This window comes from Lentzea sp. NBRC 105346 (genome assembly GCF_030269605.1).
In the GTDB taxonomy this organism is placed as follows: domain Bacteria; phylum Actinomycetota; class Actinomycetes; order Mycobacteriales; family Pseudonocardiaceae; genus Lentzea.
This window is the reverse complement of record NZ_BSTQ01000008.1, coordinates 93,988-120,931: the sequence shown is the minus strand read 5'-3', so window position 1 is coordinate 120,931 and position 26,944 is coordinate 93,988. Positions and strand designations below refer to the sequence as shown.

The window sequence follows — 26,944 nt, the reverse complement described above, 5'->3', positions numbered from 1 at the left end:
GCGACTTTCCGCTCCTCAACAGTGATCCGTTCGGGCGGCGCGCCGTTTGGGTAACTTGCCTGGTGTGTGGAGGCGCGTGAGCAGGCTGGACAAGGAACTCATGCGACGCAGCGCGGCGCTGCGTCCCACCTGGGCTGATCTTGGTTTCAAGCGGTTGACCAGGGCCGCGAACCACAGCGTGCTGTGGTTCTGCATCGCCGCGCTGCTGGCGATCAGGAAAGGTCCCGCCCGGCGCGCCGCGCTTCGCGGGGTCGTCGCCATCTCGGGTGCTTCGACCAGCGCGAATCTGGTCGGCAAGACGCTCTTCCCGCGGCGCAGGCCGGCCGCCGAGCTGCTGCCCGTGCCGCGAAGGCTGTCCAAACGACCGACCTCGTCGTCCTTCCCGTCCGGCCACTCCGCGTCGGCCGCCGCGTTCACCACCGCGGTCGCCATGGAGTCCCCGAAAACGGCCGCGGTGATCGCGCCCATCGCCGCGGCGGTCGCGTACTCGCGTGTGCACACGGGCGTGCACTGGCCGTCAGACGTCGCCGCCGGTACCGCCGTTGGGGTGAGCGCCGCGCTGCTGACCAGGCGATGGTGGCCGCTCGGTGTGCACGAGCCCGCGTCGGCGTACGAGCACGCCGACCTCACGCCGCTGGTCGACGGCGAGGGGCTGGTCGTCGTGGTCAACCCTAGCTCGGGGCTCGGCTGGGACGAGCCGACCGAGGCGATCGCCGCCGAGTGGCCGCGGGCGCGGATCGTCATGATCGACCAGCTTTCGGCATTGCCGAACGAGGAGGTGCTGGCCCACGCCAAGGCACTGGGGGTGTCCGGCGGGGACGGGACGGTCGCCGCGGTCGCGGCCATCGCCGCCGAGCGCGACCTCCCGCTGGTGCTGATCCCGGCCGGGACGCTCAACCACTTCGCCCGCGACGTCGGCATCACCGGGCTGCACGACACCGCGGTAGCGGTCGCGGAGGGCTTCGGCGTGCGGGTGGACCTCGCCACGGTGAACGACCGGTGGTTCGTCAACACCGCGTCGCTCGGCGGCTACCCGGACATGGTGCGGCTGCGCGAGAAGCTGGCGCAGCGGTGGGGCAAGTGGCCCGCGGCCGGGATCGCTCTCGCGAGAGTGCTGCGCACGTCGCGGCCGTTGCACATGGAGATCAACGGCGAGAAGCACCTCGTGTGGATGCTGTTCGTCGGCAACGGCCCGTATCGGCCGAAGGGCTTCGCCCCGACGATGCGGCCGCGCCTGAACGACGGTCTGCTCGACGTGCGGTACATCCGCGCCGACCGGCGGTTCTCCCGGCTGCGCTTCTTCCTCGGCGCGCTGCTCGGGTCGCTCGAACAGTCCCGCACCTACAAGCACACGGAGGTGCGGTCGCTGGACGTCCGGGTGCTCGACGGCCGCGTCGCGATCGCCACCGACGGCGAGGTCGGCGCGCCCGGCGACCACTTCGTGTTCCGTTCCCGTCCGGCCGCGCTCGGGATCTACCGGCCGTGAACCTGACCCAGTGGGAGGCCGGCGGCCGGTACCTGACGGTCGACGGGCACCGGATCTTCGTGGTGGACCGGGGCACCGGTGCGCCGATCGTGTTCGTGCACGGGTTCCCGGGATCGTCGTACGACTGGCGGCACGTGCTGCCGCCGGACCGCCGGGTGATCGCGTTCGACCTGCTCGGGTTCGGGCTGTCGGACAAGCTGCCGGTGACGTTGACCAGGCAGGCGGACCTGGTCGAGTCGGTGGTGAAGGAGCTCGGGGTCGGGGCGTGCACGCTGGTCGGCCACGACATCGGCGACACGGTGATCGCCGAGCTGCTGCACCGGTCGTTCCCCGCCGATCGGGTCGTGCTGACGAACGGGTCGATCTTCTCCGACCTGGTGCACCTGAGCCGCGGCCAGAAACTGCTGCTCGCGCTGCCCGACCGGCGCCTGCCGTTCCCCGTGCCCGGCCCGGTGCTGCGGGCGAGTCTGCGCGCGACGTTCACCCGGCAGCCGTCCGCTGTGGACCTGCGCGCCATGGAGTCGCTCATCCGGCGGCAGCGCGGCGATCGCCTGCTGCCGCAGCAGATCCGGTACGTCCACGAACGACGGCGTCACCAGCTCAAGTGGACCAGCGCGCTGGTGTCGTTCGCCGGGCGGCTCGACGTGCTGTGGGGCGCTCGGGACCCGATCGCGGTGTCCGCCATGGCCCTGCGGCTGGGTGCCCTGCGCCCCGAGACCTCGGTGACGGTGTGGCCCGACGCCGGACATTGGCCGGCCCTGGAGGTTCCCGAGCGGGTGCTCGAGGCGTTATCTTTGACTTAGTCAAAGGAGTGCCGCGATGACCGTGACCGAGGTCCGTGCGTTCAACCGCTTCTACACCGGCGTGATCGGGGTGCTCGACCGCGGCTACCTCGACTCGCCGTACTCGTTGACCGAGGTCCGGGTGCTCTACGAGCTCGCGCACACCCCGGCGGCGGAGGTGGTGGCGCTGCGCCGCGACCTCGGGCTCGACGCCGGATATCTGAGCCGGATGCTCACCCGCTTCGAGCGCGCCGGCCTGGTCGCCCGCTCAGTGTCGCCGTCCGACGCCCGCAAGCAGCTCGTCGAGCTGACCGAGGCGGGCCAGGCCGAGTTCGCCGAGCTGGACCGGCGGTCGAGCGAGGAGATCAGCGGCCTGCTGGCGCCCCTGTCCACCGCGGACCGCGAACGCCTGGTCGCCGCCATGCACACGATCGAGCGCGTGCTGCGCCCCGGTGACCGCGAGATCGTGCTGCGCGGGTTGCGGCCGGGCGACCTCGGCTGGCTCGTGCACCGGCACGGCGCCCGCTACGCCGAGGAGTTCGGCTACGACGTCACGTTCGAGCAGCTCGTCGCCCAGGTCGTCGCGGACTTCCGCCCCGGCGAGCGCGAGGCCGGGTGGATCGCCGAGGTCGGCGGCGAACCCGTCGGGTCGATCTTCTGTGTCGCCGGCGACGACCGGACGGCGAAGCTACGACTGTTGCTGGTCGAGCCGTCAGCCCGCGGGCTGGGTGTCGGCACCCGGCTGGTCGACGAGTGCCTGCGGTTCGCGCGAGAGGCGGGCTACGAGCGCATGGTGCTCTGGACGGTCAAGGGTCTCGACAACGCGCGGCGGATCTACGAACGCGCCGGGTTCCAGCTGGTCGACGAGACCCCGCAACACCGCTTCGGCCTGCCCGTCGTCGGCCAGAACTGGGAGCTTCATCTCATCGGCGACTGAGATCGAAACCCTCGCCCGCACCGTTGAGGACAATAGGGAACGCATGAGTCTCGATTGAATCGACGAGGGACGATGATGAACGACCAGAGGGCGCTGTCGAGGGAAGCACTGCAGCAAGGCCGCTTCGACGTGGTCGTGATCGGCGGCGGCATCCTGGGCATCGCGACGACCTGGGCCGCGGCGCGGTCCGGCCTGCGCGTCGCACTGGTGGAGAGCGGCGACTTCGCGGGGGCCACGTCCTCCGCGTCGTCCAAGCTCGTGCACGGCGGACTGCGGTACCTGGCCATGGGTCCGTCCGCTGTGCCCATGGTGCGCGAGAACCACATGGAGCGCCGCGCGCTGGGCGACCGGCTGGCGCCGCACCTGGTGCGGCCGCTGCCGTTCCTGGTGCCGGTGTACAAGGGCGGCCCGCACTCGCGGTTCGTCCTGGGCGCCGGCGTGACGCTGTACTCGGCGCTGTCCGGGTTCGGCGACGGCATGGGCAAGGTCCTGTCCGCCAAGCGGGCGTACGACATGGTGCCGCAGCTGAAGGTCGATGGCCTGCGCGGCGCCGCCATGTACTACGACCACCAGATGAACGACAGCCGCGTGGCGATCACCGCCGCGCGCGCCGCCGCCGAGGCGGGCGCGGTGCTGCTGAACCACATTTCCGTGGTGGGCCTGCGCAAGACGGGTTCGCGCGTCACGGGTGTCGACCTGCGCGACGCCGCCGGTGAGTTCGGTGTGGACGCTCGCGTGGTCGTAAACGCGACCGGCCCGTGGCTGGATGTGTTGCGCCGCATGGAGAACCCCGCCGCGGACCCGAGCATCCGGCTGTCCAAGGGCGCGCACCTCGTGATGCGTACCAAGGCGCCGTGGCAGGCCGCGCTGACCATCCCGGTGGACGACGTGCGGGTGTCGTTCGCGATCCCGTGGGAGGGCCAGCTGCTGCTCGGCACCACCGACGAGGAGTACATCGGCGACCCCGCCGCCGTGTCGGCCACCGACGCCGACGTCGACCAGATCCTGGACGAGGCGGGCACCGCGGTCACCGGCCTGTCGCGGGCGGACCTGGCCTACACGTTCGCGGGTCTGCGGGTGCTGCCCGGCGGCCCCGGTGACACCTCGCACGCCAAGCGGGAGACCGTGATCACCGCCGGGTCCGGCGGAATGATCAGCGTCGCGGGCGGCAAGTGGACGACGTTCCGCAAGATCGGCGCCACCGTGCTGGCGCGCGTCAACGCCGAGCTCGGCCGCGCGTCCACGGGTCCGCTGGACGGCGTCGCCCTGCCGGGTGCCGCCACGCCGGAGTCGATCGGCGCGGTGCTCGGCACGGCGTGGGACGCGCTGCCCGACGACGTGGTCAAGCACCTCGCCACGCACTACGGCACCACTTCACACGAGGTGGTGGCGCTGGGCCTGGAGAACCCCGCACTGCTCGAACGCGTGCACCCCGACGGCCCGGACATCTGGGCGCAGGTCGTGCACGCGCGGCGCAACGAGTGGGCGTCCGAAGTGGACGATGTGCTGCGCCGCCGCACCACCGTCACCGTGCGCGGACTCGACACCGAGTCGGTCCGCGCCCGCACCAGCGAACTACTGGCGTCCTGACGGCAGCTCCAGCCAGGACCACCTGCCACGCAGATCGGCCAGCGTCGGCAGGTGCGTCCTGGCCCCGTACGCGGCGGACTCCGCGATCGCCATCGCGAAGGCGATGTCCGCGCACTCGTTCAACGGACGCTGGTAGAACAGCCCCAGCATGAGTCCCGCGGCCAGCGCGTCACCCACCCCGGTGCGGTCGAGGCGCTGCCCGCGCGAATGGCAGTCGTCGGCGCGGACGAACTCGTCGAGCGCGCGGCGCCCGCACCCGAGCCCGAGGTAGCCCTCAGGCCGTTTCACCACCACCACAAGGGGTTCGGTGTAGCCGCGGCGGTCCTTCCACGCGAACAGCGTCTCCAGCTTGTCGGTCAGCGGCGCGTCTGGCCGCGCGTGCTTCGCGGCCGAGGAGTGGGCCAGCAGCTGGTCGAGGTGCTGTTCGAAGAGGAACAACAGGTTGGTGCGCCCAAGGATCCGGCCGAGCCGGTCGGCGCCGAGCCGCGCGTAGATCGACCCCGGCGTGAGGGACAGGACGGTGTCCGCGTCCAGCGCGCCGACCATGTCCTCCTGCAGCTGGCGTTCGAGCGCCCCGGTGAACGACGTCAGGTGCAGCAGCCGCGCCTGCGTCACCGACTCGACCAGCGAGCCGTACTGCCCGCGCGCGGTGAGCTCCTGGGCGAAGAGTCCGTTGACGCCGGGGTGCACGTAACTGAGGCAGCGGCCTTCGGGGTCGGCGAAGATCTGCGTCCGGCCGCTGCGCGCGTGCGGCACGACCAGCATCATCGACGTGTCCACGCCGGCCGCGCGCAGCGCCTGTTCGAGCAGGCGGCCGTCGGTGTCGTCGGCGACCGCGCCCGTGGCGGCGACCCGCAACCCGAGCAGTCCGAGTGCGGAGACGGTGTTCGCCCCGGAACCGCCGGGGTGACGCATCGGGGCCTCGGCGGCGGACTCGTGGTCCGGCGCGATCAGGTCGACCTGGTGGATGTGGTCCATGTTGTGCGCGGTCACCGTCAGCACGTCGAAAGGACGCTTCCACGTGGCGCCCAGGCGCAGGTGCAGTTCGCCCGCGACGTCGACGTTCTCGAAGAACATCGCGCCCAGCGCCTCCGGAACCCGCACCCATGCGGTGGTGTCGGTTTCCTTCACCAGCACCGAAACCTGACGGTAGCTGCCGGGCAGCATCGCCGGGTCGTGCCGCACGACCTCGCGGTAGAACCACTCGGAGACGATCAGCGCGCACACGTCCTTGGTCGCGTTCAGCACCGCGCGCAGGATCGGGGCGTCGAGCAGCCGGAACCCGAAGTTGACCGTCTCGCCCACGACGCCGTGCGGGTCGTGGTGAACTTCGCCGGCGTGCAGCGCGATCCGCAGCCGGATGGCCGTCTCGGGCGAGCAGCCGGCGTTGTGCCTGCGCAGCGCCACTTCGAGGCGGCCGGGCAGGCGTTCGGCGAGCCGGGACTTCGGCACGTCCGGCGGCACCAGGATCAGCGCGCCGTCGCCGCGGTCCTCGCACCGGCAGTCGGCCCAGGAAACGCCCGCCTCGGTGAACGCCTCCTCGAGCGCGCGGTACATGGCCTCGCGCACGACCAGCTGGTGGGTGTTGGTCCGCCGTGGATCACCGAACTTCTCCACGTCGACCACCACCAACGCCCGGTGCATCGGCTCGCACCAAGTCATGTCGCCCCCCTTTCCACGCCACACGGGTACGTGCACACCCACCTTGACGTCCCGTCGGGCGCGGTTTGTCGCATTTCGGGGAAACTAATCGCCCAGCGCGGGGACCAGTCCCAGGATGAAGTCGGTCAATTCCGCCTCCGAGCGGAAACCGCTACGGATCAACATCGACACACCAACAGATCCGCCACCCGCACCGTCCCGTCAGACGCCGCTGTCGCAGTCCGGAGAAACCAATCGCCCAGCGCCGATACCAATCCCAGGACGAAGTCCGTCAACTCCAGCCCCGAGCGGAAACCGCTACGGATCAGCCTCGACACACCAACAGACCCGCGACCCGCACCGTCCCGTCAGACGCCGCTGCCACAGTCCGGAGAAACCAATCGCCCAGCACCGGCACCAGTCCCAAAGACGAAGTCAGTCAACTCCGCCGCCGAACGGAAACCGCTACGGACCAGCATCGACACACCAACAGATCCGCCACCCGCACCGTCCCGTCAGACGCCGCTGCCACAGTCCGAAGAAACCTAATCACCCAGCACCGGCACCAGTCCCAGGACGTAGTCGGTCAGCTCCGGCCCCGAGTGGAACCCACTGCGGATCAGCATCGACACGTCGCACCCGAACGCCACGTCCTCCCGCGCGACGCGCCTGCCCTCCTCCGCCAGGCCGCACACGTACGCGTCGATGATCGCCTCACGGATCGGCGGCAAGTCCGCGACCGGCAGCGTGCCGTCGTGCGCCAGCCCGATGAGCAGCTGGCCGAGGTCGAACCCGACCGCCGCCGGCACCTGCCACGTCACGTCGATCACGACGAACGTGTCCGGATCCTCCTTCGGCACCAACAGGTTCTGCGGGCACGCGTCACTGTGGCCACACGCCTGGGGCAGCGCGTCCAGCCGGTCGAGCAGTTCCGGTATCCGTTCGACAATGTCGGACAGACCGGGATGGTCGAACTCGTGGTTGGCGATCAGTCCGTCGACGAGGAACCGCAGCGCGCCACCCGGCTCGCCGCCGAACCGCCTGCCCGCCCACCGGCCGAGCAGGCGGGCCGCCCGCGTGAACCGGGGCAGATCCCAGCCGACGTCCGCGCACTCGACGTACTCCAGCCACATCGCGACCCGGCCGGGGCCGAGCTCGTCGATCCGGTGGACGCGCGGCCTGCGCATGCCCGGCGGTAGCTCGAAGCCGGACAGCAGGAAGTCCGCCTCCGCGCGCCACGGGAACTCGGCGACCAGCCGTTCGACAATGTCGGACGGCATTCCCATGAGCATCGACCAGTGCTCGGGTGACTGCAGGATCTTCACGAACCACGACTGTTCGCCGTCCACCACGCGGTAGACCGCCGCGGTGTGCGGCGCGACGGGCCGGAAGTCGATCGGGACGATGCGCACGCCACCCTCCTACAGGTACGGATCGGTGATCTCGCGCAGCATGGTCAGTGTCTCCCGCAGCTGCGCCATCCGCCGCTTGCCGATGTGCTTCTCCCACTCGGCCTCGACGGCCGCCGCCTCGCCGTTGGCGAGCGGCAGGACCTCCTTGGCCTTGTCTGTGAGCAGCACCAGGCGTGCGCGGCCGTCGGCCGGATCCGGCACCCGTTCGACATAGCCGGCCCGCTCCAGCTGGTCGACGAGGAAACCCGCGGTCTGTTTGGTCACCTGAGCCGATTCGGCGAGCGTCGTCAGCCGCGAGCCGGTCGAGCTGATCCGCGCCATCAGCCGCGCCTGCGCGATCGTCACGTCGCCGTACCCGGCATTGGCGACGGCCGCGAAGACCCGGTTCTCCATCGCGCGATGGGCGATGAACATCAACAGCCCCACGTTGAGCTCCTCGGCCACGACACCCCTTGAGATAGTCAGAGTCTCTGATTAAAGTAGTCAGAGAATCGTACCAAATCCGCCGAGGGGTGAACCATGGATCGCGAAGAGATCTGGCAGGTCATCGACGAACAGCGGGCGAGCTTCGCGGACATGCTCGAGTCGCTGTCGGACATCGAGTGGACGTATCCATCCCTGTGCGACGCCTGGACGGTCCGCGACGTCGCCGCCCACGTGTCGTACGCGCCGTACGCCTCGGTCGGCGAGGTGCTCAAGGGGTTCGTCAAGGCCAGAGGCAGCTTCAACCGCATGGTGCGCGACCTGTCCATCGACGCCGCGCGACGGACCTCGACCGAGGACATGATCGCCATGCTCAGACAGGCCGTCGGCTACCACCGCCTGGCGCCGGGCCAGAAGCTCAAGGACTGCCTGATGGACATCATCGTGCACGGCCAGGACGTCGCCCTGCCGCTCGGCAGGCAGCGCCCGATCCCGCTCGAACCGGCGGTCGTCGCCGCGGATCACATGTGGCAGATGGGTTTCCCGTTCCACACCCAGAAGCGGCTGCGCGGCATGCGCCTGGTCGCGACCGACGTCGACTGGAGCGTCGGCGAGGGCGCCGAGGTTCGCGGCCCGATCGGCGCGTTGCTCGTGCTCCTGACCGGCCGCACCGCGACCGTCCCCCAGCTCACCGGAGACGGAGTGCCGGCACTGCTTGCCACATAGATACCGGGTATGCATACTCGGTATCTATGTCGGTCAAACATGGTCTCCTGGCGCTTCTCGAACGCGGTCCCATGTACGGCTACCAGCTGCGGGCCGCCTTCGAGGCGTCCACCGGCGGCACGTGGCCGTTGAACATCGGGCAGGTCTACACAACGCTGTCGCGGCTGGAACGCGACGATCTCGTACGGCCGTTGCCCGAGAACGACACCGGTCAGCGGCCGTACGAGATCACCGAACAGGGGCACGCCGAGCTCGCCAAGTGGTTCTCCTCGCCCGTCAGCCGCGCGGACCGTCCCCGCGACGAGCTCGCGATCAAGCTGGCGCTCGCGATGACCACTCCGGGGGTGGACGTTCGGGCCGTCGTGCAGACGCAGCGCACCGCGGCGGTCCGCACGCTGCAGGAATACACCCGGTTGAAGACCAAGGCGGACGACCTGCCCTGGTTGCTCGTCCTCGACAACATGATCTTCCAGGCGGAGGCCGAGGTGCGGTGGCTCGACCACTGCGAGGCCAGCCTCGCGCGCTACGAAGCACCCGAGCCCGTCGTCACGGACACCGAGATCGAGGTGCCGAGATGACGGTCCTCGAGTTACGCGACGTGCATCGGACCCACGGCTCCGGTGAGACGGTCGTGCACGCGTTACGCGGTATCACGCTTGTTGTTCACCCTCACGAGCTCGTCGCGGTGATGGGCCCGTCCGGATCCGGCAAGTCGACTCTGCTCAACCTCGCGGGCGGCCTGGACAGTCCCACACGGGGCGAGGTCGTCGTCGATGGCACCGTGCTCGGCGAGTGCAACCGCAAGGCGCTCGCAGCGTTGCGCAGACGGCGCATCGGCTATGTGTTCCAGGATCTCAACCTGTTGCCCAGCCTCACCGCCGCGGAGAACGTGGCACTGCCACTCGATCTGGACGGCGTTCGGCATAGTCGAACGCAGGCGCTCGACGCGCTGCACGAGGTCGACCTCGACGGCTATGGCGACCGCTTCCCGGACGAGATGTCCGGCGGTCAGCAGCAACGCGTCGCGATCGCGCGGGCGTTGATCGGCGAACGCCGGCTCGTCCTCGCCGACGAACCGACCGGCGCGCTGGACTCCCAGACCGGCGAAGCGGTCCTGCGCCTGCTGCGGTCCAAAGTGGACGCCGGTGCGGCTGGCGTGCTCGTCACGCACGACGCGCGGCACGCGGCGTGGGCGGACCGGGTGATCTTCCTGCGGGACGGCATTGTGATCGACACGTCTGGTCCGCTGGACCAGCCCGAAGAACTGCTGCACGCGCCATGAGCGGCTGGCGAACAGCGCTGCGCATCGCGTGGCGGGAGGCGCGCCGCGCCAAGGGCCGCGCGGCACTGGTGATCGCGATGATCGCGCTGCCGGTCGCGGGCCTGTCGTTCGCGGCGGTCGGATACGACACGTTCACCCTGACGCCGCAGGAACGCTCTGAACGGCTGATGGGCACGGCCGAGGCCGCGATCACCTGGGCGTACAACGGCGCGGTCATCCAGGAACCGGACCGGGCGTTCACCATGCCCGTCGGCAACGCCGAGCAGCAGGCCGAGCCGACCGAGGATCGTCTGAAGGCGTTGCTGCCGCCGGGAACCCGGTTGGTCGCCAACCACATCACGGCCCTCGACATCCACACGCTGAACGGCACGGCCGGCGTCCGCGCCCGGCTGCTGGACTACGAGAACCCGTTGGCGCGCGGCATTCTGCGCCAGGTGTCCGGGCGTGCGCCGGCCTCGGACGACGAGGTCGCGCTGACCCAGAAGGCGGTCAGCCGAACGGGTGCCGGCATTGGCGGCACGATCCGCACCACGGGCGGTAAGACGTACAAGATCGTCGGCATTGTCGAAGAACCCGACAAGACCGGCAACACCACGGTGGTCCTGCGGCCGGGCGCGCTCACCCCCGAACGCGGCGGCCTGGGCTGGCTCGCCACGTCTCCCCTGACCTGGGCTCAGGTCAAGGAGCTCAACCAGCACGGCATCGGCGCGCTGTCACGTCAGGTGATCGCGAACCCGCCGCCCATGAGCGAGCGCTACCCCCAGATTCACGACGGCAGCCAGATCCAAGCGGGTGTGCTGGCGTTGATCGGCGGCCTGGCCGTACTGGAGATCGTGCTGCTCGCCGGGCCGGCACTGGCGGTCGGTGCCCGCCGGCGCCGGCGCGACCTCGCGCTCGTCTCCGCCAGTGGCGGCACCCCCGCCCACATCCGGCGGATCGTGCTCGCCGACGGCGTCGTGTTCGGTGGCGTGGCGGCGGTCGCCGGTGTGGTGATCGGCGTCGTGACCGCCGTGCTTGGCGTCCCGCTGATCGAACGCTTCCTGGAAACCCGCTCGGGGGCGTTGCGGCTCTACCCACAGGCACTGGTGGTGCTGGCGGTGCTCGCCGTGGTCACCGGCGTGCTGGCGGCACTGGTACCCGCGTGGATCTCGGCGCGCCAGGACGTCGTGACGGCGCTGGCCGGCCGCCGCGGCATCACCCGGTCCCGCCGCCGCTGGCTGGTCGCGGGCCTGGTGCTGATCGCGCTCGGCGCGGGCGTCGCGGTCGTCGGCGCGTGGCAGGTGGAGCTCACGATCATCCTGGGCGGCCTGGCGATCGGCGAACTCGGCCTGGTGCTGATCACGCCGTCGCTGGTCGGGCTGGTCGCCCGCCTGGGCCGCCTGCTTCCGGTCCCGGTGCGGATCGCGCTGCGCGACACGTCCCGCAACCGCACCGCCGCGGCACCGGCCATCTCCGCGGTGATGGCCGTCGTGATCAGCAGCCTCGCGGTCGGCCTGGTCATCAACTCCGGCGTCGCCCGCGACGCGAGCGAGTCGGCGGGCCACAACGGTGACGTCGCCGTCTACGCGATCAACGAGTCGGCCCCGAAGGTCGGTGAGTCCATTCCGGACTCGGTGGTCGCCGCGCTCCGCGGCACCCTGCCCATCAAGGAGGCCCACGAGATCCGCCTGCTGTCGTGCGACGACGGCCCGTGCTTCGCGCACGCCGTCCCACCCGCCGGCCGGGAATGCCCCTACCTGTTCGACATTCTCGGACACGAGCCGACGGCGGAGGAGCAACGGGCCGCGAAGGCCGACTCCCGGTGCGACGGCGTGGGCCAGGTGTACACGTACTTCAACGCGCTCGGCTCCTTCGCGGGCGTGCTGCTCGTGATCGACCCGGCGGCGGCCCGGTCGGTCGCGGACCTGCCCGACTCCGACGTCGCCGCGGTCACCACCGCGCTGCGGGAGGGCAAGATCGTCGTCGACTCCGCCAAGTACCTCGACGAACGCGGCGTGGCCACCATCGCGTACGGCCTGGCGAAGGCCGGGGCGCAACGGCACACCGTGACCGGACCCGGTTTCGTCCTGCCGCACGGCACCAAGGCGCCGATGGCGTTGATCACGCAGGAGACCGCTCGCGGTCTGGGCTTCGGCTCCACGCCCTTCACCTTGTACGCCACCACGACCCGCGAGCCGACCGTGGACGAGCAGGATCGTGCGCAGGCCGTGGTCGGGGCCGACTACGAACTCCGCATCCAGCGCGCGGTGGCCTCCGAGGTACAGCGCATGCTGACCATCCTCGCCATCGTCGCCGCCGTGATCACCCTCGGCGCCGCGGCTCTGGCGACCGGACTCGCCGCGGCGGACGGTCGTTCCGATCTGACGACCCTGGCCGCTGTCGGCGCCTCGCCTTCGTTGCGGCGGCTGTTGTCGCTGAGTCAGTCCGGGGTGATCGCCGGTCTCGGGTCCGTGCTGGGGACCGTCGCCGGGCTGGGAACGTCAGTCGCCGTGCTCACGGCGCTGAACCAGCGGTTCGCCGACCAGTGGCCGTCGCCGACGCTCTACCCGATCACGGTGCCGTGGGTGAACGTCGCGGTGGCCCTGGTCGTCGTACCGCTGGTGGCGATGCTGGGAGCGGGCCTGCTCACCCGCTCCCGGCTGCCCATCGAACGCCGCGAATGACGATCACGGCCCGGTCGTGGGCGCGGCGATCTGGTCGAAGCGGGCGATCAGGTTGACGAAGCCGTCGGGGGTGACGCTGATCCCGCTGGTACCCGGTCACGACGCCGTCTTGATCGAAGTGATCTGGTCGAAGCGCCCGAGTAGTTTCACGAACGCGTCCGGGGTGACGCTGATCCCGCTGAACGGGTGGTTCAGCTCGGCGACGAGCGTCATCGGAGCGGCCACGAGCACTCCGAGCAGGAACGCGTTCATCGCCCAGCTGAGGCCGAACGTCCCGCCCTGGAACGCGGGCATGATGAGGATCAGCGCCGCGGACAACAACAGGCCCACCCACAGGAAGTCCGGGATGCCCTCGTCCAGCCGCAGGACGCGTTCGCGCCGCTCCTCCATCGCCTCCCGCACCGCGGTGAGGGTGTCCCGTCGTTTCACCTCGTCCGCGCCGGTGGTGGTGTACCGGTTCACCTCGTGGCGCAACGTGTCGAGCAACCGGGCCGCCTCCGGTGAGGTCTGCCGCTCCGCCATCGCGGGCCACTCCACCTCGACCACGGTCTTGGTGTAGTCCCGGACGAGCTGCTGGAACCGCGACCGCTCGGGGTCGGGCAGCACGCTGGCGACCCAGTACACGTCCGCGAGCGCGTTCGCCTCGCGGATGGAGCCGCCCTGCGCGTCCTTCAGGCTGCCCCACGCGGACACGATCGAGAGTGCCATGACGAACGCGAAGAGCGTCTTGTTCAGGTCGACGAGGACCTTGGCGGTCGGGCTCTCCGAGTCCGGCCGCCAGGTGGCCGGAACCCGGTGCAGCACCAAGCCGACCACCACCGCGCCCAGGCCCGCCCCCAGGATGATGATCATGTCCATCACCGTCATGACGCGTTCACCTCCAGTGCGGCGCGGACGGCGGACTCCGGCGAGCCCTCGATCCAGGAGTGCTTCAACGACGTGTGCTCGCCCGCGAAATGCACGCGCCCGACCGGGCTGGGGATGTGCGGGTGCAGTTCGGTGAACTGGCAGGGGGCGAACACCGCGGCCTCGCCGATCACGTACCGGTTGCGCTTGCCGGACATTGCCTGCATGCCGCGCAACGCGTACGCGTACCGCTCGTCGTCGTCGAGACCGTGCCGCAACGCGGAGAAGGGATTCGTCACGATCGCCACGTCCGCCGTGAACGACTCCGTTTCCTCGTCGGACGCGCCCGCGGTGGCGTCGTTGCCATCGGTCTCGGCGATGGTCTCGATCTTTGCCTGGGAACCGTGCTCGAGCCGGATCATCCTGCTGGCGCAGCCCTCGACCCACTGCGGCGCGGGCTTGTCGACGCGCTCGCCCTTCGCGTTGACCGTGGAGTAGCCGCGCACCGGGTCGAGAGCTGTGTCGAGCAACTGCGCCGCCGTGCGGTCCCGTTGCACACCGAACGTGCGGTTGAGGTTCAACCCCGTCTGGCGCCGCATGCTCGGGTGTGGTGGCCTCCGCGCCGCGCCGCCAGACCTCACCGGGCCGGTGCCGCGCTTGATGTCGACGTTGTCGAACAGCCGGCGCTTCAGCTCGTCCACCAGCATCGCCCCGGCCGCCGCGTAGGGATTTGGTCGCGGAACGGTTCGTTGGCCTCGGTGATCGTGACGTGGTGACCGGCCTGCTTCGGCAACAGGCCGGTCACCAGCCCGGTGGTCCCCGCGCCCACGATGACCACCTTCTTCGGCTCGGGCGCCTTCGGCAGCCCGTCGTCGGTCAGGATCCGCAGGTACTCGAGCTTCAGGTCCTCGCCCTTCGGGCCGACCGGCAACAGGTCCTTCGCGAGGCCGAGGCAGGTCTGCCGGCGGGCCTCGTCGCGGGCGGGTGCCGCCGCCAGCGCGGTTCCGGGAACCGCGGCGGCCGGCCCGGCCCCGGCGAGAAAGGATCGGCGGCCAATGCCCATGTCAGTCATGAGCGAAAAGCTTTGCGTCCAAACGGACTAGTGTCGATCGTCTAAATGATGTATCTGCGACCACCTGGAGAGGCGTAACCCGAAACGGTGGTATCGCGGAAGTTGGCGCAGATACCGAAAGGGGCGCCGGCAGCTGACTGCCGGCGCCCCTTATGGGTGAAGAAACAGGGTCAGGACTCGGACTCGCCCTCGGGGAGGTCCACGTCGACGACCGCCTTGCCCGCGGCGGACTTCGGCAGCAGGGCACTGAGGGTGGCGCCGGTGATGCGGCGGAACGCGCGCCGCGGCCGGTCGCGTTCGAGGACCGCGATCTCCAGCTTGTTGAGGGGCAGGATCTCCGGCCCGCCATTGCCCGTGGAAGGCGACCCGACTGACAACGCCTTCACGGCCACGGACACGGCGTCGCCCAACGCCATGCCCTCCAGGTAGGCGTCCTTCAGGGCCGAGTTGGCGGCGTCGGTCTGACCACCCATCACGATGTACTGCGGCTCGTCGACGATGGAACCGTCGTAGGTGAGCCGGTACATCGTGTCGTGCTCGGGTGAACGCCCGACCTCGGCCACGCAGATCTCCACCTCGAAGGGCTTGATCTGCTCGGTGAAGTAGGTGCCCAGGGTGGTGGCGTAGACGTTCGCCAAGGACCGGGACGTGACGTCGCGCGGGTCGTTCTGGTAGCCGCGGACGTCGGCGAACCGGATGCCCGCCTGCCGGAGGTTCTCGAACTCGCTGTACCGGCCGACCGCGGCGAACCCGATGCGGTCGTAGATCTCCGAGACCTTGTGCAGCGTGCTGGAGGGGTTCTCCGCAACGAACAGCACGCCGTCGGCGTACTTGAGCACGATGACGCTACGACCCCTCGCGATGCCCTTGCGGGCGTACTCCGAGCGGTCGCGCATCACCTGCTCAGCCGAGGCGTAGATCGGCATCGTCACTGGTAGTGCTCCTGACGTCGAACCTGATGGGGAACCGGCAACATCAGCCCGCCGGGCGGGACTTGCGGCTTTCCACGACTGCCTCGGCGACCGTCGCGGTCTGCTCCTCCGGCACCTCGATGGCGCCGTCGGCGGTGATCGTGACGATGATCGGGAAGATCTTCCGGACGAGGTCCGGGCCGCTGGTGGCCGAGTCGTCGTCCGCCGCGTCGTACAGCGCCTCGACGACCGAGCGGATCGCGGCATCGGCGTCCGCGTCCGGGTCGTAGAGCTTCTTCAGCGCCGACTTGGCGAACAGCGAACCCGAGCCGACGGCCTGGTAGCCGACCGACTCCTCGTACTTTCCGCCGGTGACGTCGTAGGACACGATGCGGCCCGCCCGGTCCAGGTCCTTCGCGTCCGTGTCGAACCCGGCGAACAGCGGCACCACCGCGAGGCCGGCGAGCGCGGCGTCGAGGTTGCCCTTGATCATCGCCGAGAGGCGGTTCGCCTTGCCGTCCAGCGACAGCGAAACGCCCTCGATCTTCTCGTAGTGCCGCAGGTCGACCGCGAACAGCCGGACGATCTCGATCGCGATGCCGGCGGTGCCCGCGATGCCGACGGCCGAGTGTTCGTCGGTGACGAAGACCTTCTTCATGTCGCGCTGGGCGATGACGTTGCCCATGGTCGCGCGACGGTCACCGGCGATCACGACGCCACCCTTGAACGTCGCCGCCACGATCGTCGTCCCGTGCGGTGCCTGCACGGTCCCCTCGGGGAACTTCCTGTTCATCGGCAGGAGCTCCGGCGCCTGGGCGCGGAGGAAATCGGTGAACGACGACGTGCCCGGCGTGAGGTACGCCGGGGGCAGCGCCGCGGCCGGATAGCGCCCGGTCGAGCTGTTGTCCATGTGTTGGCTGTTCTCCCGTCCCCGATGGTCAGTCAGCGAAAACGCTCACTGACCGCCCTTCTGCACGTACGCGCGGACGAAGTCCTCCGCGTTCTCCTCCAGCACGTCGTCGATCTCGTCGAGGATCGCGTCGACGTCCTCACCGAGCTTCTCGCGGCGCTCCTGGCCCGCGGGCGCCGCGCCATCGGCACCCTCGTCGCCGTCGCCGCCGCCCTGCTTCTTCGTCTGTTCCTGGGACATGTCGCCTCCCGGTCTTACGCCCTGCCAAGAACACTACCCAGCGGCACCGACAAAAGTCCTCAGCCACTCGGGTTTCGTGATCACCCTCTGGTGAGGGCGTCCACGAGCTGTTCCGCGGTGTCCGCTGCCTCCAACAACGCTCCGACGTGCGCTTTCGTGCCCCGAAGTGGCTCAAGCGTCGGAATGCGGACGAGTGACTCCCGGCCGAGGTCGAAGATCACGGAGTCCCAGGACGCGGCCGCGACGGAGGTCGGGTAGCGCTCGAGGCACCGGCCGCGGAAGTACGCCCGCGTGTCCTCCGGCGGCGCGAGGATCGCCGCCCGGACCTCCTCCTCGCTGACCAGGCGTTTCATCGAGCCACGAGCCACCAGCCGGTTGTAGAGGCCCTTGTCCAGGCGCACGTCGGAGTACTGCAGGTCGACCAGGTTCAGCCGCGCCGAACCCCAGGCCAGGCCGTCGCGCTGCCGGTAGCCCTCGAGCAGCCGCAGCTTCGCCACCCAGTCGAGACGGTCGGCGCACTCGTTCGGGTCACGGGCCAGGGCGTCGAGGATCTCGCCCCACGTGCGCAGCACGTCGCGGTCGCCGATGCCCTCCTTATCGACGAAGGCGGCGGCGCGTTCGTGATAGGCGAACTGGATGTCCAGGCCGGTGTACTTGCGGCCGCCGGTCAGCTCGACCTTCGTCTTCAGCGTCGGGTCGTGGCTGATCTGGTGCACCGCGCGCACCGGGTCGACCAGGCGCAGGTCGTCGAACCGCTGCCCGGACTCGATCATGTCCAGCACCAGCGAGGTGCTGCCGAGCTTGAGGTACGTCGAGTACTCGGCCAGGTTCGCGTCACCGATGATGACGTGCAGCCTGCGGTACTTGTCCGCGTCGGCGTGCGGCTCGTCGCGGGTGTTGATGATGCCGCGCTTCAACGTCGTCTCGAGGCCGACCTCGACCTCGATGTAGTCGGCGCGCTGCGACAGCTGGTAGCCGGCCTCCTCGCCGGCGGCGCCGATGCCGACGCGCCCGGACCCCGTCACGACCTGGCGCGACACGAAGAACGGCGTCAGGCCGGCGATCACGGCCGTGAACGGCGTGCTGCGCGCCATCAGGTAGTTCTCGTGCGTGCCGTACGACGCGCCCTTGCCGTCGACGTTGTTCTTGTACAGCTGCAGGCGCGGCTGGCCGGGCACGGTGGCGGCGCGCATCGCGGCCTCCTCCATCACCCGCTCGCCGGCCTTGTCCCAGATGACGGCGTCGCGCGCGTTCGTCACCTCGGGTGCCGAGTACTCCGGGTGCGCGTGGTCCACGTACAGCCGCGCGCCGTTGGTGAGGATGACGTTGGCCGCGCCGAGGTCCTCGACGTCCGAGTCGGCCGGGTGACCACCGGGTGCGCCGAGGTCGAACCCGCGGGCGTCCCGCAGCGGGGACTCCACCTCGTAGTCCCAGCGCGCCCGCCTGGCGCGCGGTATGTCCGCCGCCGCCGCGTACGCGAGCACCACCTGTGTCGAAGTGAGCACCGGGTTCGCGGTCGCGTCGCCCGGCACCGCGATGCCGTACTCGACCTCGGTTCCCATGATCCGCCGCATACCCGCCACCCTATGACCTAGTCCAAGGCGCCGTCAGGCCACCCTTGCCCCAAGGGTGCCCCACGGTGCCGTTATGGCCACCTTTACGGACGTGAGGTCCGTGAAGGTGGCCATAACGGTTCAGCCAGAGGCGAGGCCCGCGGCCGGACGGATGCGGGACGCGGTCCGGGACGGCCCGAACGCCGCCACCACGGCCAGCGTCACCACGATCGCGCCCCCGATGAGCAGCGGCAGCAGCACCCGGAAGCCGGGCAGCGGACTGGCGTCGTCGAACGCACCCGTGGCGACCAGCGTCAGCTGCGCGTAGGCGAACCCGAGCGCACCGCCCGCCAGTACCCCGACCAGCGCCAGCAGCACGGCCTCGGCGACCACACCGCCCTGCAGGCCGCCCCGCGTCACGCCGAGCGCCCGCCGCAGCGCCAGCTCCTTGCGGCGTTCCTGCACCGAGATGGTGAGAGCCGTGCCGATTCCGGTCACCGCGACCGCCACGGACAGCCCGAGCAGCACCATCATCAGCACCGTCCCCAGATGCAGGTACCGGTCGGCTTCGGCCCGTTCGTCGGCGGCCGTGCGCACCACAACCGTAGGGGCGTTCGACAATGCCGAATGGATGGCCGAACGGTAGGCCGCCGGGTCGGTTCCCGGCTGCAACGCGGCGAACACCTGCTTCACCGGGCCGATCGACTCGTCGGCCACGACCGCGGACGGATAGCCGATCCCGTCCGGGATGGCGCCCACGACGCGGAACGACTTGCCGCCCACGGTCACCGAGGAGCCCGAACGCTCGTGCGCCAGTGCCGTACCCGGCCCGAAGCCGTCCACCGCACCGAGGTGCTGCGCCTTGAGCCACTCGTTGAACCTTGCGGGATCGACGCCGTAGACGTGGTCGTCGTTCTGGTGCACGGCGACGCTCGCCGCGACCCCAGGCGCCCCTGGGATCGCGGGCAGCGGCCGCGATCCCGCGTCCACCACGGTCACGTCCGGCCGCGCCTGGTTGGCGAAGTCGTCCGTCAGGTTCTGGGCGGTCCCGAGCACCACCACGAAGAACGTCACCATCGAGCTGGCCAGCAGCAACGGCAGCGCCACCGACGCGGCCCGCTGCGGCATGCGGCGCACCTCGGCCGCCGCGAGCTTCCAGTGCGTGCCGCCGATCCGGCCGAACAACCGTGCCACGAACGGCACGGTCACCGGGCCGAGGATCCAGAACAGGCCGGTCACCGCGAAGATCGCCGAGAACACCGCGAAGAAGAACGCCCCCGTCGACCCCTTCGCCGCCACCGCACCGAACGCGAGCAGCCCCGCGAAGCCCGTGACGACAATGCCGAACGCCATTCGGAGTCGTCGAACGGAGAGCGACGGCACCTCGTTGTCCGACGTACGCAGCGCGGCCAGCGGCGACACGCGCGCCGCCCCGATCGCCGGCCGCACCGCGGACATGGCGCTCAGCGCGGCCGCGACGCACACGCCGAGCACGATGTACCCGACGTTCGGCAGCAGGTCCGGGCTGAGTTTCACCGCGCCGAACAGCCCCGAAATGCCGGTCACGTCGAACGTCCGGGCCAGCACCCATGCCGTCGGACCGGCGAGCAGCGCGCCGAGGACACCCGCGAACGCGCCGGTCAGCAGTGCCTCCACGAGGTTGCGCCGGACCAGCGGCCCGCGCTGCGCGCCGAGACAGCGCAACAACGCCGTCTGCCGCTGGCGCTGCGCGTAGACCGCGCGGAACGTGGCCGACGCGACGAACACCGCCGTCGCCAGGGCCAGAATGCTGAACGGCAGCAGCAGGGTCGTCATGTCGTTGCCGATGGAGTCCGCGTCCGGCGAGGGGGCGGACACGTCGAACCCGGTGCCCGCGGCCGTTTCGACGGCACCGCGCTGCCCGCCGATCACCCAGATCTCCCGCGTCGACGGCTCGGGGTCGAGCCGGTGCACCAGGTCCGGTCCGGCGACCAGAACCGGCCGCGAGTCCAGGCCGCCGCGCTTCGTGATGCCGCTGACCAGCACGTCGATCGGCCGGCCGGACTTGTCGGCGAGCCGGATGTGGTCACCGGGGCGCAGGCCGCGGTTGTACGCGGTGAGCTTGTCGACCGCGACCTCGCCGTCCGCCGCGGGCCCATGCCCCTCCGCGATCGGCACCCGCCGCAGGTCGGGCAGTTCGACGTCGACCTCGGCCCGGTGCTCGCCGGCGCGCCCGTTCGCGTCGAGCAGGTCGGCCTCCCCGCGTTGCACCGCGACCGCGCGCGCGACCCCGGACAGCCGCGTCACCACCGCGTCGTCGAGCTTCGCCTCCGCCCTGGGTGCGACCGTCACCACGTGGTCCACAGTGGACGGTGTGGTGGGCGCACCCTCCTCTACCGCCTTGCTCAGCGCGTCGCTCAGCACGAGCGAGGCGAGCAGGCAGGCGACACCGACGATGAGCGCGGCACCGGGCAGCAGCGCGCGGCCGGGACGGGCGCGGAACTCGGCGAGACCGAGCCGCAGCGATGTGAACACGAATCCTCCCTCGAAGTACGTTCGGGAGTGAACGTATGAAGGAAGGCCGTCAGCGGGCGTCGGACTCGGGTAGCACGCTTTCGTACGACCGGAGGAGGATCAACGGGTGGAGATGATCGCCTGGTACTCGCCCGAGGGCGAGGTGGTCGGCGAGGTGAGCCGGGTGCGGATGCGCGCGGAGAACCTGTGGCACGGCTGCGTCGTCATCGTCGTCCGATCGTTCGACGGATCACGCGTCTACGTGCACAAACGCACTGACACCAAGGACATCTTCCCCGGCCTCTACGACTGCGCGGCCGGCGGCGTGATCGACGCGGGCGAGACGCCGGACGACGCGGCGGCCCGCGAGGTCAAAGAGGAACTCGGCGTCGAGGCACCGCTGACGCCGTTGTTCAGGACGATCTACGTGGACTCCGACACCCGGTACCACGCGTGGGTCTACGAGGCCCGCAGCGAGGGCCCGTTCACGCACCAGCCCGAAGAGGTCGCCTGGGGTGGCTGGATGCCGTTCGAGGAGCTGAAGGCGAAGCTCGCCGATCCCGGCTGGCCGATGGTGCCCGACGGCCGGGCTATTGCGCTCGAGTGGCTGCGGCGAGGCGCGTGATCACCTCGGTGGCACGCGCGAGCGAGATCGTCTCCAGCTTCAGCGACACGACGACCTCGTTGTCGCCCACCAGCACGTTGCACGCCGCACGTCCACCGGTCGTCGGCTGACACCAGCCGACCTGGTCGTCCGCGCTCAGCGTCATCTTCTCGGCACCCGGACACGACGCGTGCCGCACGGCCGCCAGTCCGCCGTGACCGGGCGTCGACGCGATCTCCTGCTCCAGCCGGCTGGCGCCGCTCGCGCTCTTCACGACGACCCGGTAGTGGCCCGGCTCGGCCTCGTCGACGGGCCGGCCGCACAGGTTGACCAGCTTGTCGTCCGTCCTACCGGCCGACTCCCGCGTCTCCAGCCCGTCGGCCGCTAGCACGGACGTGCCGAGGACGAACGTTTCCAGCTTCGGTGCGGGCCTCGTCGACGTGCTGGTGGGAGCCGTGCTTCCCGGCGCGAGGAGCCGCGCCTCAGGGCCTGACGGGGTCGTCGTGGTGGTCTCCTCGGCGGCGAACCACCGCTCCGGCGGCCGTTTCGCACAGCCGGACACCACGAGCGCCACCACCACAAGAACCGCAGCCCGCCGCACCTGAAGCACTCCCCTCAACCCAGGTGATCAGGGTAACGGTCAGTCCCACGGCAGGGCCGCGCGGGTGGTCCAGTACTCCTCGGGTGATTCGGCCATCGATGGAAGCTCTGCCTGGACGTTCAGAGCGTCCATATTGGACAGCAACTGCTCCGGGCTCGCCGCGCCGGATAGCACGACGTCCACCCACGGCTGCCGCAGCACGGCCGCGAGCGCCACCGCGTCCGGTCCGACCCCGAGTTCCCGGGCCGTTTCGGCGATCGGCGCGGGTGGCGTGACGGCGAGCCTGCCGTTCGCGAGCCCTTCCTTGACGAGCACCTTCAGCCCGGCGTCGTGAGCCTCGGCCAGTGCCGGTCCCACCGAGGTCTCCAGTACGTTCCAAGTGGACTGTACAGCCGAGAAGATCCCCAGATCGAGTGCCCGCCGCACGGTGTCCGCTTGGAACGGACCCGACGTGGAGAACCCGATTGGCACGCCGGCGTTCGACATTGCCGCCTGCAGTTCGACATCGTCGAACAGCGGACTGTCCACAGTCAAAGAATGCACTTGGTACAGCGACACGGCGTCGCCGAGCAGGTTTCGGGTCTCCTGCCACTGCCGGGTGAACCGCGCGAGCGAGTGCTCCTTGACCTCGTGCACCTCGGCGTCGGGCCGCCAGTCCGCGACGTACGCGTAGCCCCACTTGCTCGACACCGTGATGTCGTCGTACCCGCGGTCGGAGAGCCAGGACGCCAGAAAGTCCTCCGACAAGCCATACGACCGCGCGGCGTCCACCCACCGCACCCCGGCCTCGTAGGCGGTGTCGAGGACGCGATGGCACTGCGCCCGCATGGCCTCGACGCTCCGATCGGCGGGGAGCGCGTCGTCCCGCCCCAGGTTGATGTACGCGGGACGGCCGAGGGACGCGAGTCCGAGCGCGAGTTGTGCCATGGACAGAACCTACAACGGCGGCCCCCGGAGGGACCGCCGCTGTCGTACCGCGGGAATCAGTTGTGCGGCTGACGGATGCGCTCGCGCACCCAGACGCCGGCCGGCTTCAGCATCGAAGTGCCGGTGAAGTTGTTACCGGCACACGTGCCGCCCTTGAAGACCGCACCCGACCGCTTGTCGTCCGAGAAGTTCCAGTTGGTCCAGGAGATCTTCTTCTGCGTCATGAGGTCGATGTACTTCTGCGACGTCGCGAAGTCGTTCCCGCCATCACCGGACGCGGTCTGCGTGCCGAACTCCGTCACGAACACCGGCACCTGGTCGGCGACCTTCGACAGGGTGTCGATGTACTGCTGCTTGTGCGAGTTCGCATAGAAGTGGAACGTGTACATCAGGTTGGTCGCGTTGATCTTGTTGTTGATCACTTCCTGCGGGTTCTTGCCGTCCGACAGCCCGAAGGTCGACCAGCCGTGGGTGCCCACGAGCACCAGGCCGTCCGGGTCCTCCGCGCGGATCGTCGGGATGAGCGCCTCCGCGTAGGACTTGACCTTCGCCCACGACACGCCGTTCGGCTCGTTGGCCATGTCGTAGATGATGTTGGTCTTGTCCTTGTGCCGGGCCGCGATCTCCTTGAAGAAGGTCTTGGCGCGCGACAGGTTGTAGTTCGGATCGCCCGGCGAGAGCTGGTGGAAGTCGACCAGCGCGTACAGGCCGCGCTTGGTGGCCTCCTCGATGTAGCCGTGCACCATGTCGGTGAACTTCCGGGGGTTGGTCTCGTACCCACCCTCCTGGATGTACATCGCGATGCGGAGGACGTCCGCCTTCCAGTCGTTGGCGAGCGCGTCCAGTGAGGCCGTCTTGATGCACTGGCTGTACCACTGGATGCCGTGCGTGCTCATGCCGCGGAGCTGGATCTGCTTGCCGTCCTTGTTGCACAGCCGGACACCACAGACCTTGAGCTGGCCGTTGACCGCCGCGGGCGAACCCGGTGGCAGGGCGGCGGCCGCCGCGATCTGGGGTTCCGCCTCGGCGGCCGAAACCATCGTGGCCGGAACCATCAATGCCGCGACGAGCGCCACCGCCAGCTTGAGGCGGCCCTTCTGCCATGCCATTCAGCTTCTCCTCTCGGAAACTGCTGTTGTGCACGGCGGCGGATTAGTTAGGTAAGTTTCCTTACCATTTGCGGGTAATATGGACTTTAGTGACTTCCGTTACGAATCGTCAAGCACCTCGTCGCACCAGCGTCACTGATCCGGCACCCAGCGTAATGATCATGTACGCGGCCATCGCAAGCCCCGCACCGAAAGTAGACAGCGGCGCGTCCGGAATCGTGCCCGCCAGCTGCGGCACGAGATACGGCAGCATCACCGCGGAGACGTTGGTGCCCCACGGTTCGGGCAGCAGTGTGGTGATCGACGGCAGCACCCACAGCAGCGCCCCGATGGTCACGAGGGCGCCGGCCGACGAGCGCAGCAGCATTCCCAGCCCCAGGCCGAGCAGCCCGGCGACCGTGATCGACGCGATCGACGCCAGCGCCGACGGCAGCAGGTCGCCGACGGTGTCCCACGGCGCGACGGGCGGCGGCCGGTCCCCCATGATCAGCCAACTCGACGCGTACGACAATGTCATACAGAGGACGGCAATGCCGAACGACACCGCCCCGGTGACCGCGATTTTGGCTGCGGCGAACGACATTCGGTTCGGCACCGCGGTGAGCGAGGTCCGGATCATGCCGCTCGCGTACTCGGACGTGATGATCAACGCGCCCAGCGCGGCGACGCAGAACTGGGTGAACGGCGTGACGATCACGCTGTTGTCGGCGGACGCGAAGTTCGCCTGTTCGGCCGAGGTGTCGAAGTCCAGCACCATCAACCACGAGATGACCATGCCGATCGCCAGCACGGCCCCGATCGCCGCCACCAGCGCGTAGGGCGCGCGGACCGTCCGCAGCTTGAGCCACTCGGCGTTCATCGCGCGCTCCGGAACTCGACGCTGTCGCTCGTCAACGCCAGATACGCGTCCTCCAAAGAGGATCCGTGCATCGTCAGCTCCGCGACGGACGTCTCCGCGAGCAGCCGTCCGCGTCCGACGACCACCACCCGGTCGGCGGTCAGCGCCATCTCGCTCATCAGGTGACTGGACACCAGCACGGTTCGTCCTTCCTTCGCGAGCCCGCGCATCAGGTCGCGGATCCACCGCACGCCTTCGGGATCCAGGCCGTTGACGGGTTCGTCGAACATCAACACGCCCGGATCTCCGAGCAGCGCTGCCGCCACACCGAGCCGTTGCTTCATGCCCAGCGACAACGCCTTGATCCGCTTGCCGCCCACTCCCCCGAGCCCGACCTGCTCCAGCACCTCACGCGGGCGCTTGGGGCTGATCCCGTTGGTAGCGGCCAGCACCCGGAGGTGGTCGATCGCCTTCCGTCCACCGTGGACTGCGCTCGCGTCGAGCAACGCGCCGACGTGCCGCAGCGGTGTGCCGAGCGTCGCGTACGTGTGCCCGTTCACCAGCGCGGTGCCGCTGGTGGGCCGATCCAGCCCGACGATCACGCGCATCGTGGTCGACTTGCCCGCCCCGTTGGGCCCGAGGAACCCCGTGACGTGTCCGGGCCGGACCACGAACGACAGGTCCTGTACGGCCGCCGCGGCGCCGTACCACTTGGTCAGGTTTCGCACTTCGATCATGCCTGGGAACGATGCGCCGCTTCTCGTCGCGCGTGATCGGACGAAGCTCCGATCCTCCGGATCGGACCGTGGTCCGAGGCGCCGGCGGGCCGGCGTCGATAACGTCGATCCCGTGAAGCTGCACCTCTACCTGCTCGACGCCGCGTCCGCGCTGGTGATCGCCACGCTGAGCGGCTACGCGATGCTGGAGCGGCAGAGCCCGTCGCCGTGGCTCGTGGTCCCGCTGGCCGCGCTGATCGGCCTGCCGGTGGCGGTGCGCAGGTTCTGGCCGTTCCCGGCGCTGGGAATCTCGGCGATCGCCACGGTGACGGCGGTAGTCACCCACACCCTGCCCGTCGAGGCGGCGGGCGCGCCGGCGGCCGCGCTGTGCTTCGCGATCTACACGATCGCCGTCGACCACCCGCGCGGCACGTCCCTGACCACCGCGGTGGCGGCCGCGCTGGTGACCGTTCCGACCGGCAGCGCGATCCCGGCCGCTGCCCTCGCCGCGATCTGGGTGATCGGGTACCTGACGCGGCTGCGCCGCGCGACCGAGGCCCGCGCCGCCACGCAGCTGGCCGAGCAGGCCCTCACCGATGAACGCCTGCGCATCGCCCGCGAGCTGCACGACATCGTGGCGCACAACCTGTCCCTCATCGCCGTACAGGCCTCCACCGCCGCCCACGTCCGGTCGCCGGAGGACGCCTACGAGGCGTTGGACGTCATCGCCGCCACGAGCCGCGACGCCCTGTCGGAGATGCGCCACCTGCTGGGCGTGCTGCGTTCCGACGCCGCACTGGCCCCGGCGCCGGGCCTCGCGGGCCTGCCCGAACTGGTCGAACGCGCGGCCATGGCCGGCGTGCGGGTGACGTTGGAGATGCAGGGTGATACGGATGTGCCCGAAGGCGTCGGCATGTCGGCGTACCGCATCGTGCAGGAGGCGGTGACGAACGTGATCAAGCACGCCGCCCCGGCCCGCTGCACGGCCCGCGTGGAGATCACGCCGGACGTGGTGCGCGTCGAGGTGACCGACGACGGGCCGGGTTCGTTGGCGCCCATGGGACACGGCCTGCTCGGCATGCGTGAACGCGTGGCCGTGTACGACGGTACGTTCGAGGCGGGGCCGCTCGCGGCCGGGGGATTCCGAGTGCGAGCGGAGCTGCCGTACCGATGACCCCACCA

26 protein-coding genes are annotated in these 26,944 nt (G+C 69.9%); 10 read left to right on the top strand and 16 right to left on the bottom strand.

Going from position 1 to position 26,944, the window contains the following annotated elements; genetic code table 11:
* Positions 1-100 precede the first annotated feature (100 nt).
* The 4 genes from QSK35_RS18800 (at position 101) to QSK35_RS18785 (ending at position 4,795) form a co-directional block, all read left to right on the top strand.
* Complete coding sequence (locus tag QSK35_RS18800; protein WP_285748281.1) at positions 101-1,486, top strand: bifunctional phosphatase PAP2/diacylglycerol kinase family protein; 1,386 nt, start codon at positions 101-103, stop codon at positions 1,484-1,486.
* On the top strand, positions 1,483-2,289 hold the full coding sequence (locus QSK35_RS18795; RefSeq protein ID WP_285747840.1) for an alpha/beta fold hydrolase: 807 nt from the start codon (positions 1,483-1,485) through the stop codon (positions 2,287-2,289). Before QSK35_RS18800 ends, QSK35_RS18795 begins: the two co-directional genes overlap by 4 nt.
* A 16-nt stretch (positions 2,290-2,305) precedes the next feature.
* Positions 2,306-3,205 (top strand): bifunctional helix-turn-helix transcriptional regulator/GNAT family N-acetyltransferase, encoded by a 900-nt coding sequence (locus tag QSK35_RS18790; protein WP_285747838.1) that lies wholly within the window; start codon positions 2,306-2,308, stop codon positions 3,203-3,205.
* 75 nt (positions 3,206-3,280) lie between these two features.
* Positions 3,281-4,795, top strand: a complete 1,515-nt coding sequence (locus QSK35_RS18785) for a glycerol-3-phosphate dehydrogenase/oxidase (protein WP_285747836.1) — start codon at positions 3,281-3,283, stop codon at positions 4,793-4,795.
* Here QSK35_RS18785 and QSK35_RS18780 read toward each other — a convergent pair.
* From QSK35_RS18780 to QSK35_RS18770, 3 genes are all read right to left on the bottom strand, one after another.
* Entirely contained in the window at positions 4,781-6,457 is a 1,677-nt protein-coding gene (locus QSK35_RS18780) for a PfkB family carbohydrate kinase (RefSeq protein ID WP_285747834.1), read from the bottom strand. The two genes, QSK35_RS18785 and QSK35_RS18780, sit on opposite strands and share 15 nt — an antisense overlap.
* A 524-nt stretch (positions 6,458-6,981) precedes the next feature.
* Complete coding sequence (locus QSK35_RS18775) at positions 6,982-7,848, bottom strand: hypothetical protein (RefSeq protein ID WP_285747832.1); 867 nt, start codon at positions 7,846-7,848, stop codon at positions 6,982-6,984.
* Between the two features lie 9 nt (positions 7,849-7,857).
* On the bottom strand, positions 7,858-8,292 hold the full coding sequence (locus QSK35_RS18770) for a MarR family winged helix-turn-helix transcriptional regulator (protein WP_285747830.1): 435 nt from the start codon (positions 8,290-8,292) through the stop codon (positions 7,858-7,860).
* A 75-nt stretch (positions 8,293-8,367) separates the two neighbouring features.
* Here QSK35_RS18770 and QSK35_RS18765 point away from each other — a divergent pair, with 75 nt between their 5' ends.
* From QSK35_RS18765 to QSK35_RS18750, 4 genes are read left to right on the top strand one after another with little or no spacing between them, the layout of a single operon-like run.
* Complete coding sequence (locus QSK35_RS18765) at positions 8,368-8,997, top strand: maleylpyruvate isomerase family mycothiol-dependent enzyme (protein WP_285747828.1); 630 nt, start codon at positions 8,368-8,370, stop codon at positions 8,995-8,997.
* Between the two features lie 26 nt (positions 8,998-9,023).
* Positions 9,024-9,575 (top strand): PadR family transcriptional regulator, encoded by a 552-nt coding sequence (locus QSK35_RS18760; RefSeq protein WP_285747826.1) that lies wholly within the window; start codon positions 9,024-9,026, stop codon positions 9,573-9,575.
* Complete coding sequence (locus QSK35_RS18755) at positions 9,572-10,279, top strand: ABC transporter ATP-binding protein (RefSeq protein WP_285747824.1); 708 nt, start codon at positions 9,572-9,574, stop codon at positions 10,277-10,279. Before QSK35_RS18760 ends, QSK35_RS18755 begins: the two co-directional genes overlap by 4 nt.
* On the top strand, positions 10,276-12,942 hold the full coding sequence (locus QSK35_RS18750) for an FtsX-like permease family protein (RefSeq protein ID WP_285747822.1): 2,667 nt from the start codon (positions 10,276-10,278) through the stop codon (positions 12,940-12,942). Before QSK35_RS18755 ends, QSK35_RS18750 begins: the two co-directional genes overlap by 4 nt.
* Before the next feature lie 96 nt (positions 12,943-13,038).
* Here QSK35_RS18750 and QSK35_RS18745 read toward each other — a convergent pair whose 3' ends face one another.
* From QSK35_RS18745 to QSK35_RS18710, 8 genes are all read right to left on the bottom strand, one after another.
* Positions 13,039-13,809 carry a bestrophin-like domain gene (locus QSK35_RS18745; protein ID WP_285747820.1) on the bottom strand — a complete coding sequence of 257 codons (771 nt, stop codon included), beginning with the start codon at positions 13,807-13,809 and terminating at the stop codon, positions 13,039-13,041.
* A complete protein-coding gene (locus QSK35_RS18740) occupies positions 13,806-14,489 on the bottom strand; it encodes an FAD-dependent oxidoreductase (protein WP_285747818.1) in 684 nt (227 codons plus the stop codon). The genes QSK35_RS18745 and QSK35_RS18740 overlap by 4 nt, the downstream gene beginning before the upstream one ends.
* Entirely contained in the window at positions 14,477-14,860 is a 384-nt protein-coding gene (locus tag QSK35_RS18735) for an FAD-dependent oxidoreductase (protein WP_285747816.1), read from the bottom strand. The genes QSK35_RS18740 and QSK35_RS18735 overlap by 13 nt, the downstream gene beginning before the upstream one ends.
* A gap of 170 nt (positions 14,861-15,030) precedes the next feature.
* Complete coding sequence (gene prcA / locus QSK35_RS18730) at positions 15,031-15,792, bottom strand: proteasome subunit alpha (protein ID WP_285747814.1); 762 nt, start codon at positions 15,790-15,792, stop codon at positions 15,031-15,033.
* Between the two features lie 43 nt (positions 15,793-15,835).
* Positions 15,836-16,681, bottom strand: coding sequence for a proteasome subunit beta (prcB, locus tag QSK35_RS18725; protein ID WP_285747812.1), 846 nt, complete (start codon positions 16,679-16,681; stop codon positions 15,836-15,838).
* A 45-nt stretch (positions 16,682-16,726) separates the two neighbouring features.
* Complete coding sequence (locus QSK35_RS18720) at positions 16,727-16,921, bottom strand: ubiquitin-like protein Pup (protein WP_285747810.1); 195 nt, start codon at positions 16,919-16,921, stop codon at positions 16,727-16,729.
* An 80-nt stretch (positions 16,922-17,001) separates the two neighbouring features.
* On the bottom strand, positions 17,002-18,495 hold the full coding sequence (gene dop / locus QSK35_RS18715) for a depupylase/deamidase Dop (protein ID WP_285747808.1): 1,494 nt from the start codon (positions 18,493-18,495) through the stop codon (positions 17,002-17,004).
* A gap of 120 nt (positions 18,496-18,615) precedes the next feature.
* Positions 18,616-20,988 carry an FtsX-like permease family protein gene (locus tag QSK35_RS18710; RefSeq protein WP_285747806.1) on the bottom strand — a complete coding sequence of 791 codons (2,373 nt, stop codon included), beginning with the start codon at positions 20,986-20,988 and terminating at the stop codon, positions 18,616-18,618.
* Positions 20,989-21,100: 112 nt separating this feature from the next.
* Between QSK35_RS18710 and QSK35_RS18705 the strand changes: the two genes are divergently transcribed.
* A complete protein-coding gene (locus tag QSK35_RS18705; RefSeq protein ID WP_285748279.1) occupies positions 21,101-21,592 on the top strand; it encodes an NUDIX hydrolase in 492 nt (163 codons plus the stop codon).
* On the opposite strand, the gene QSK35_RS18700 is transcribed toward QSK35_RS18705, so the two are convergent.
* The 5 genes from QSK35_RS18700 to QSK35_RS18680 form a co-directional block, all read right to left on the bottom strand.
* A complete protein-coding gene (locus tag QSK35_RS18700) occupies positions 21,558-22,172 on the bottom strand; it encodes a hypothetical protein (RefSeq protein ID WP_285747804.1) in 615 nt (204 codons plus the stop codon). The genes QSK35_RS18705 and QSK35_RS18700 overlap by 35 nt on opposite strands.
* A 39-nt stretch (positions 22,173-22,211) precedes the next feature.
* Positions 22,212-23,099 carry an aldo/keto reductase gene (locus tag QSK35_RS18695; protein WP_285747802.1) on the bottom strand — a complete coding sequence of 296 codons (888 nt, stop codon included), beginning with the start codon at positions 23,097-23,099 and terminating at the stop codon, positions 22,212-22,214.
* Between the two features lie 56 nt (positions 23,100-23,155).
* Entirely contained in the window at positions 23,156-24,208 is a 1,053-nt protein-coding gene (locus QSK35_RS18690) for a glycoside hydrolase family 5 protein (protein WP_285747800.1), read from the bottom strand.
* 109 nt (positions 24,209-24,317) lie between these two features.
* Positions 24,318-25,067, bottom strand: coding sequence for an ABC transporter permease (locus QSK35_RS18685; RefSeq protein WP_285747798.1), 750 nt, complete (start codon positions 25,065-25,067; stop codon positions 24,318-24,320).
* The gene (locus tag QSK35_RS18680; protein WP_285747795.1) at positions 25,064-25,783 is read right to left on the bottom strand and encodes an ABC transporter ATP-binding protein; all 720 of its coding nucleotides are present in this window, start codon (positions 25,781-25,783) and stop codon (positions 25,064-25,066) included. Before QSK35_RS18680 ends, QSK35_RS18685 begins: the two co-directional genes overlap by 4 nt.
* A gap of 112 nt (positions 25,784-25,895) precedes the next feature.
* Here QSK35_RS18680 and QSK35_RS18675 point away from each other — a divergent pair, with 112 nt between their 5' ends.
* Positions 25,896-26,936, top strand: a complete 1,041-nt coding sequence (locus QSK35_RS18675; protein ID WP_285747793.1) for a sensor histidine kinase — start codon at positions 25,896-25,898, stop codon at positions 26,934-26,936.
* The last annotated feature ends 8 nt before the right edge of the window (positions 26,937-26,944 follow it).

Coding starts and splice junctions, on each gene's coding strand:
- QSK35_RS18800 (WP_285748281.1), top strand. CDS start 101: ATGCGACGCAGCGCGGCGCTGCGTCCCACCTGGGCTGATCTTGGTTTC.
- QSK35_RS18685 (WP_285747798.1), bottom strand. CDS start 25,067: ATGAACGCCGAGTGGCTCAAGCTGCGGACGGTCCGCGCGCCCTACGCG.
- QSK35_RS18720 (WP_285747810.1), bottom strand. CDS start 16,921: ATGTCCCAGGAACAGACGAAGAAGCAGGGCGGCGGCGACGGCGACGAG.
- dop (WP_285747808.1), bottom strand. CDS start 18,495: ATGCGGCGGATCATGGGAACCGAGGTCGAGTACGGCATCGCGGTGCCG.
- QSK35_RS18750 (WP_285747822.1), top strand. CDS start 10,276: ATGAGCGGCTGGCGAACAGCGCTGCGCATCGCGTGGCGGGAGGCGCGC.
- QSK35_RS18745 (WP_285747820.1), bottom strand. CDS start 13,809: ATGACGGTGATGGACATGATCATCATCCTGGGGGCGGGCCTGGGCGCG.
- QSK35_RS18780 (WP_285747834.1), bottom strand. CDS start 6,457: ATGACTTGGTGCGAGCCGATGCACCGGGCGTTGGTGGTGGTCGACGTG.
- QSK35_RS18690 (WP_285747800.1), bottom strand. CDS start 24,208: ATGGCATGGCAGAAGGGCCGCCTCAAGCTGGCGGTGGCGCTCGTCGCG.
- QSK35_RS18785 (WP_285747836.1), top strand. CDS start 3,281: ATGAACGACCAGAGGGCGCTGTCGAGGGAAGCACTGCAGCAAGGCCGC.
- QSK35_RS18695 (WP_285747802.1), bottom strand. CDS start 23,099: ATGGCACAACTCGCGCTCGGACTCGCGTCCCTCGGCCGTCCCGCGTAC.
- QSK35_RS18705 (WP_285748279.1), top strand. CDS start 21,101: ATGATCGCCTGGTACTCGCCCGAGGGCGAGGTGGTCGGCGAGGTGAGC.
- QSK35_RS18760 (WP_285747826.1), top strand. CDS start 9,024: ATGTCGGTCAAACATGGTCTCCTGGCGCTTCTCGAACGCGGTCCCATG.
- QSK35_RS18790 (WP_285747838.1), top strand. CDS start 2,306: ATGACCGTGACCGAGGTCCGTGCGTTCAACCGCTTCTACACCGGCGTG.
- QSK35_RS18680 (WP_285747795.1), bottom strand. CDS start 25,783: ATGATCGAAGTGCGAAACCTGACCAAGTGGTACGGCGCCGCGGCGGCC.
- QSK35_RS18765 (WP_285747828.1), top strand. CDS start 8,368: ATGGATCGCGAAGAGATCTGGCAGGTCATCGACGAACAGCGGGCGAGC.
- QSK35_RS18755 (WP_285747824.1), top strand. CDS start 9,572: ATGACGGTCCTCGAGTTACGCGACGTGCATCGGACCCACGGCTCCGGT.
- prcB (WP_285747812.1), bottom strand. CDS start 16,681: ATGGACAACAGCTCGACCGGGCGCTATCCGGCCGCGGCGCTGCCCCCG.
- QSK35_RS18735 (WP_285747816.1), bottom strand. CDS start 14,860: ATGACTGACATGGGCATTGGCCGCCGATCCTTTCTCGCCGGGGCCGGG.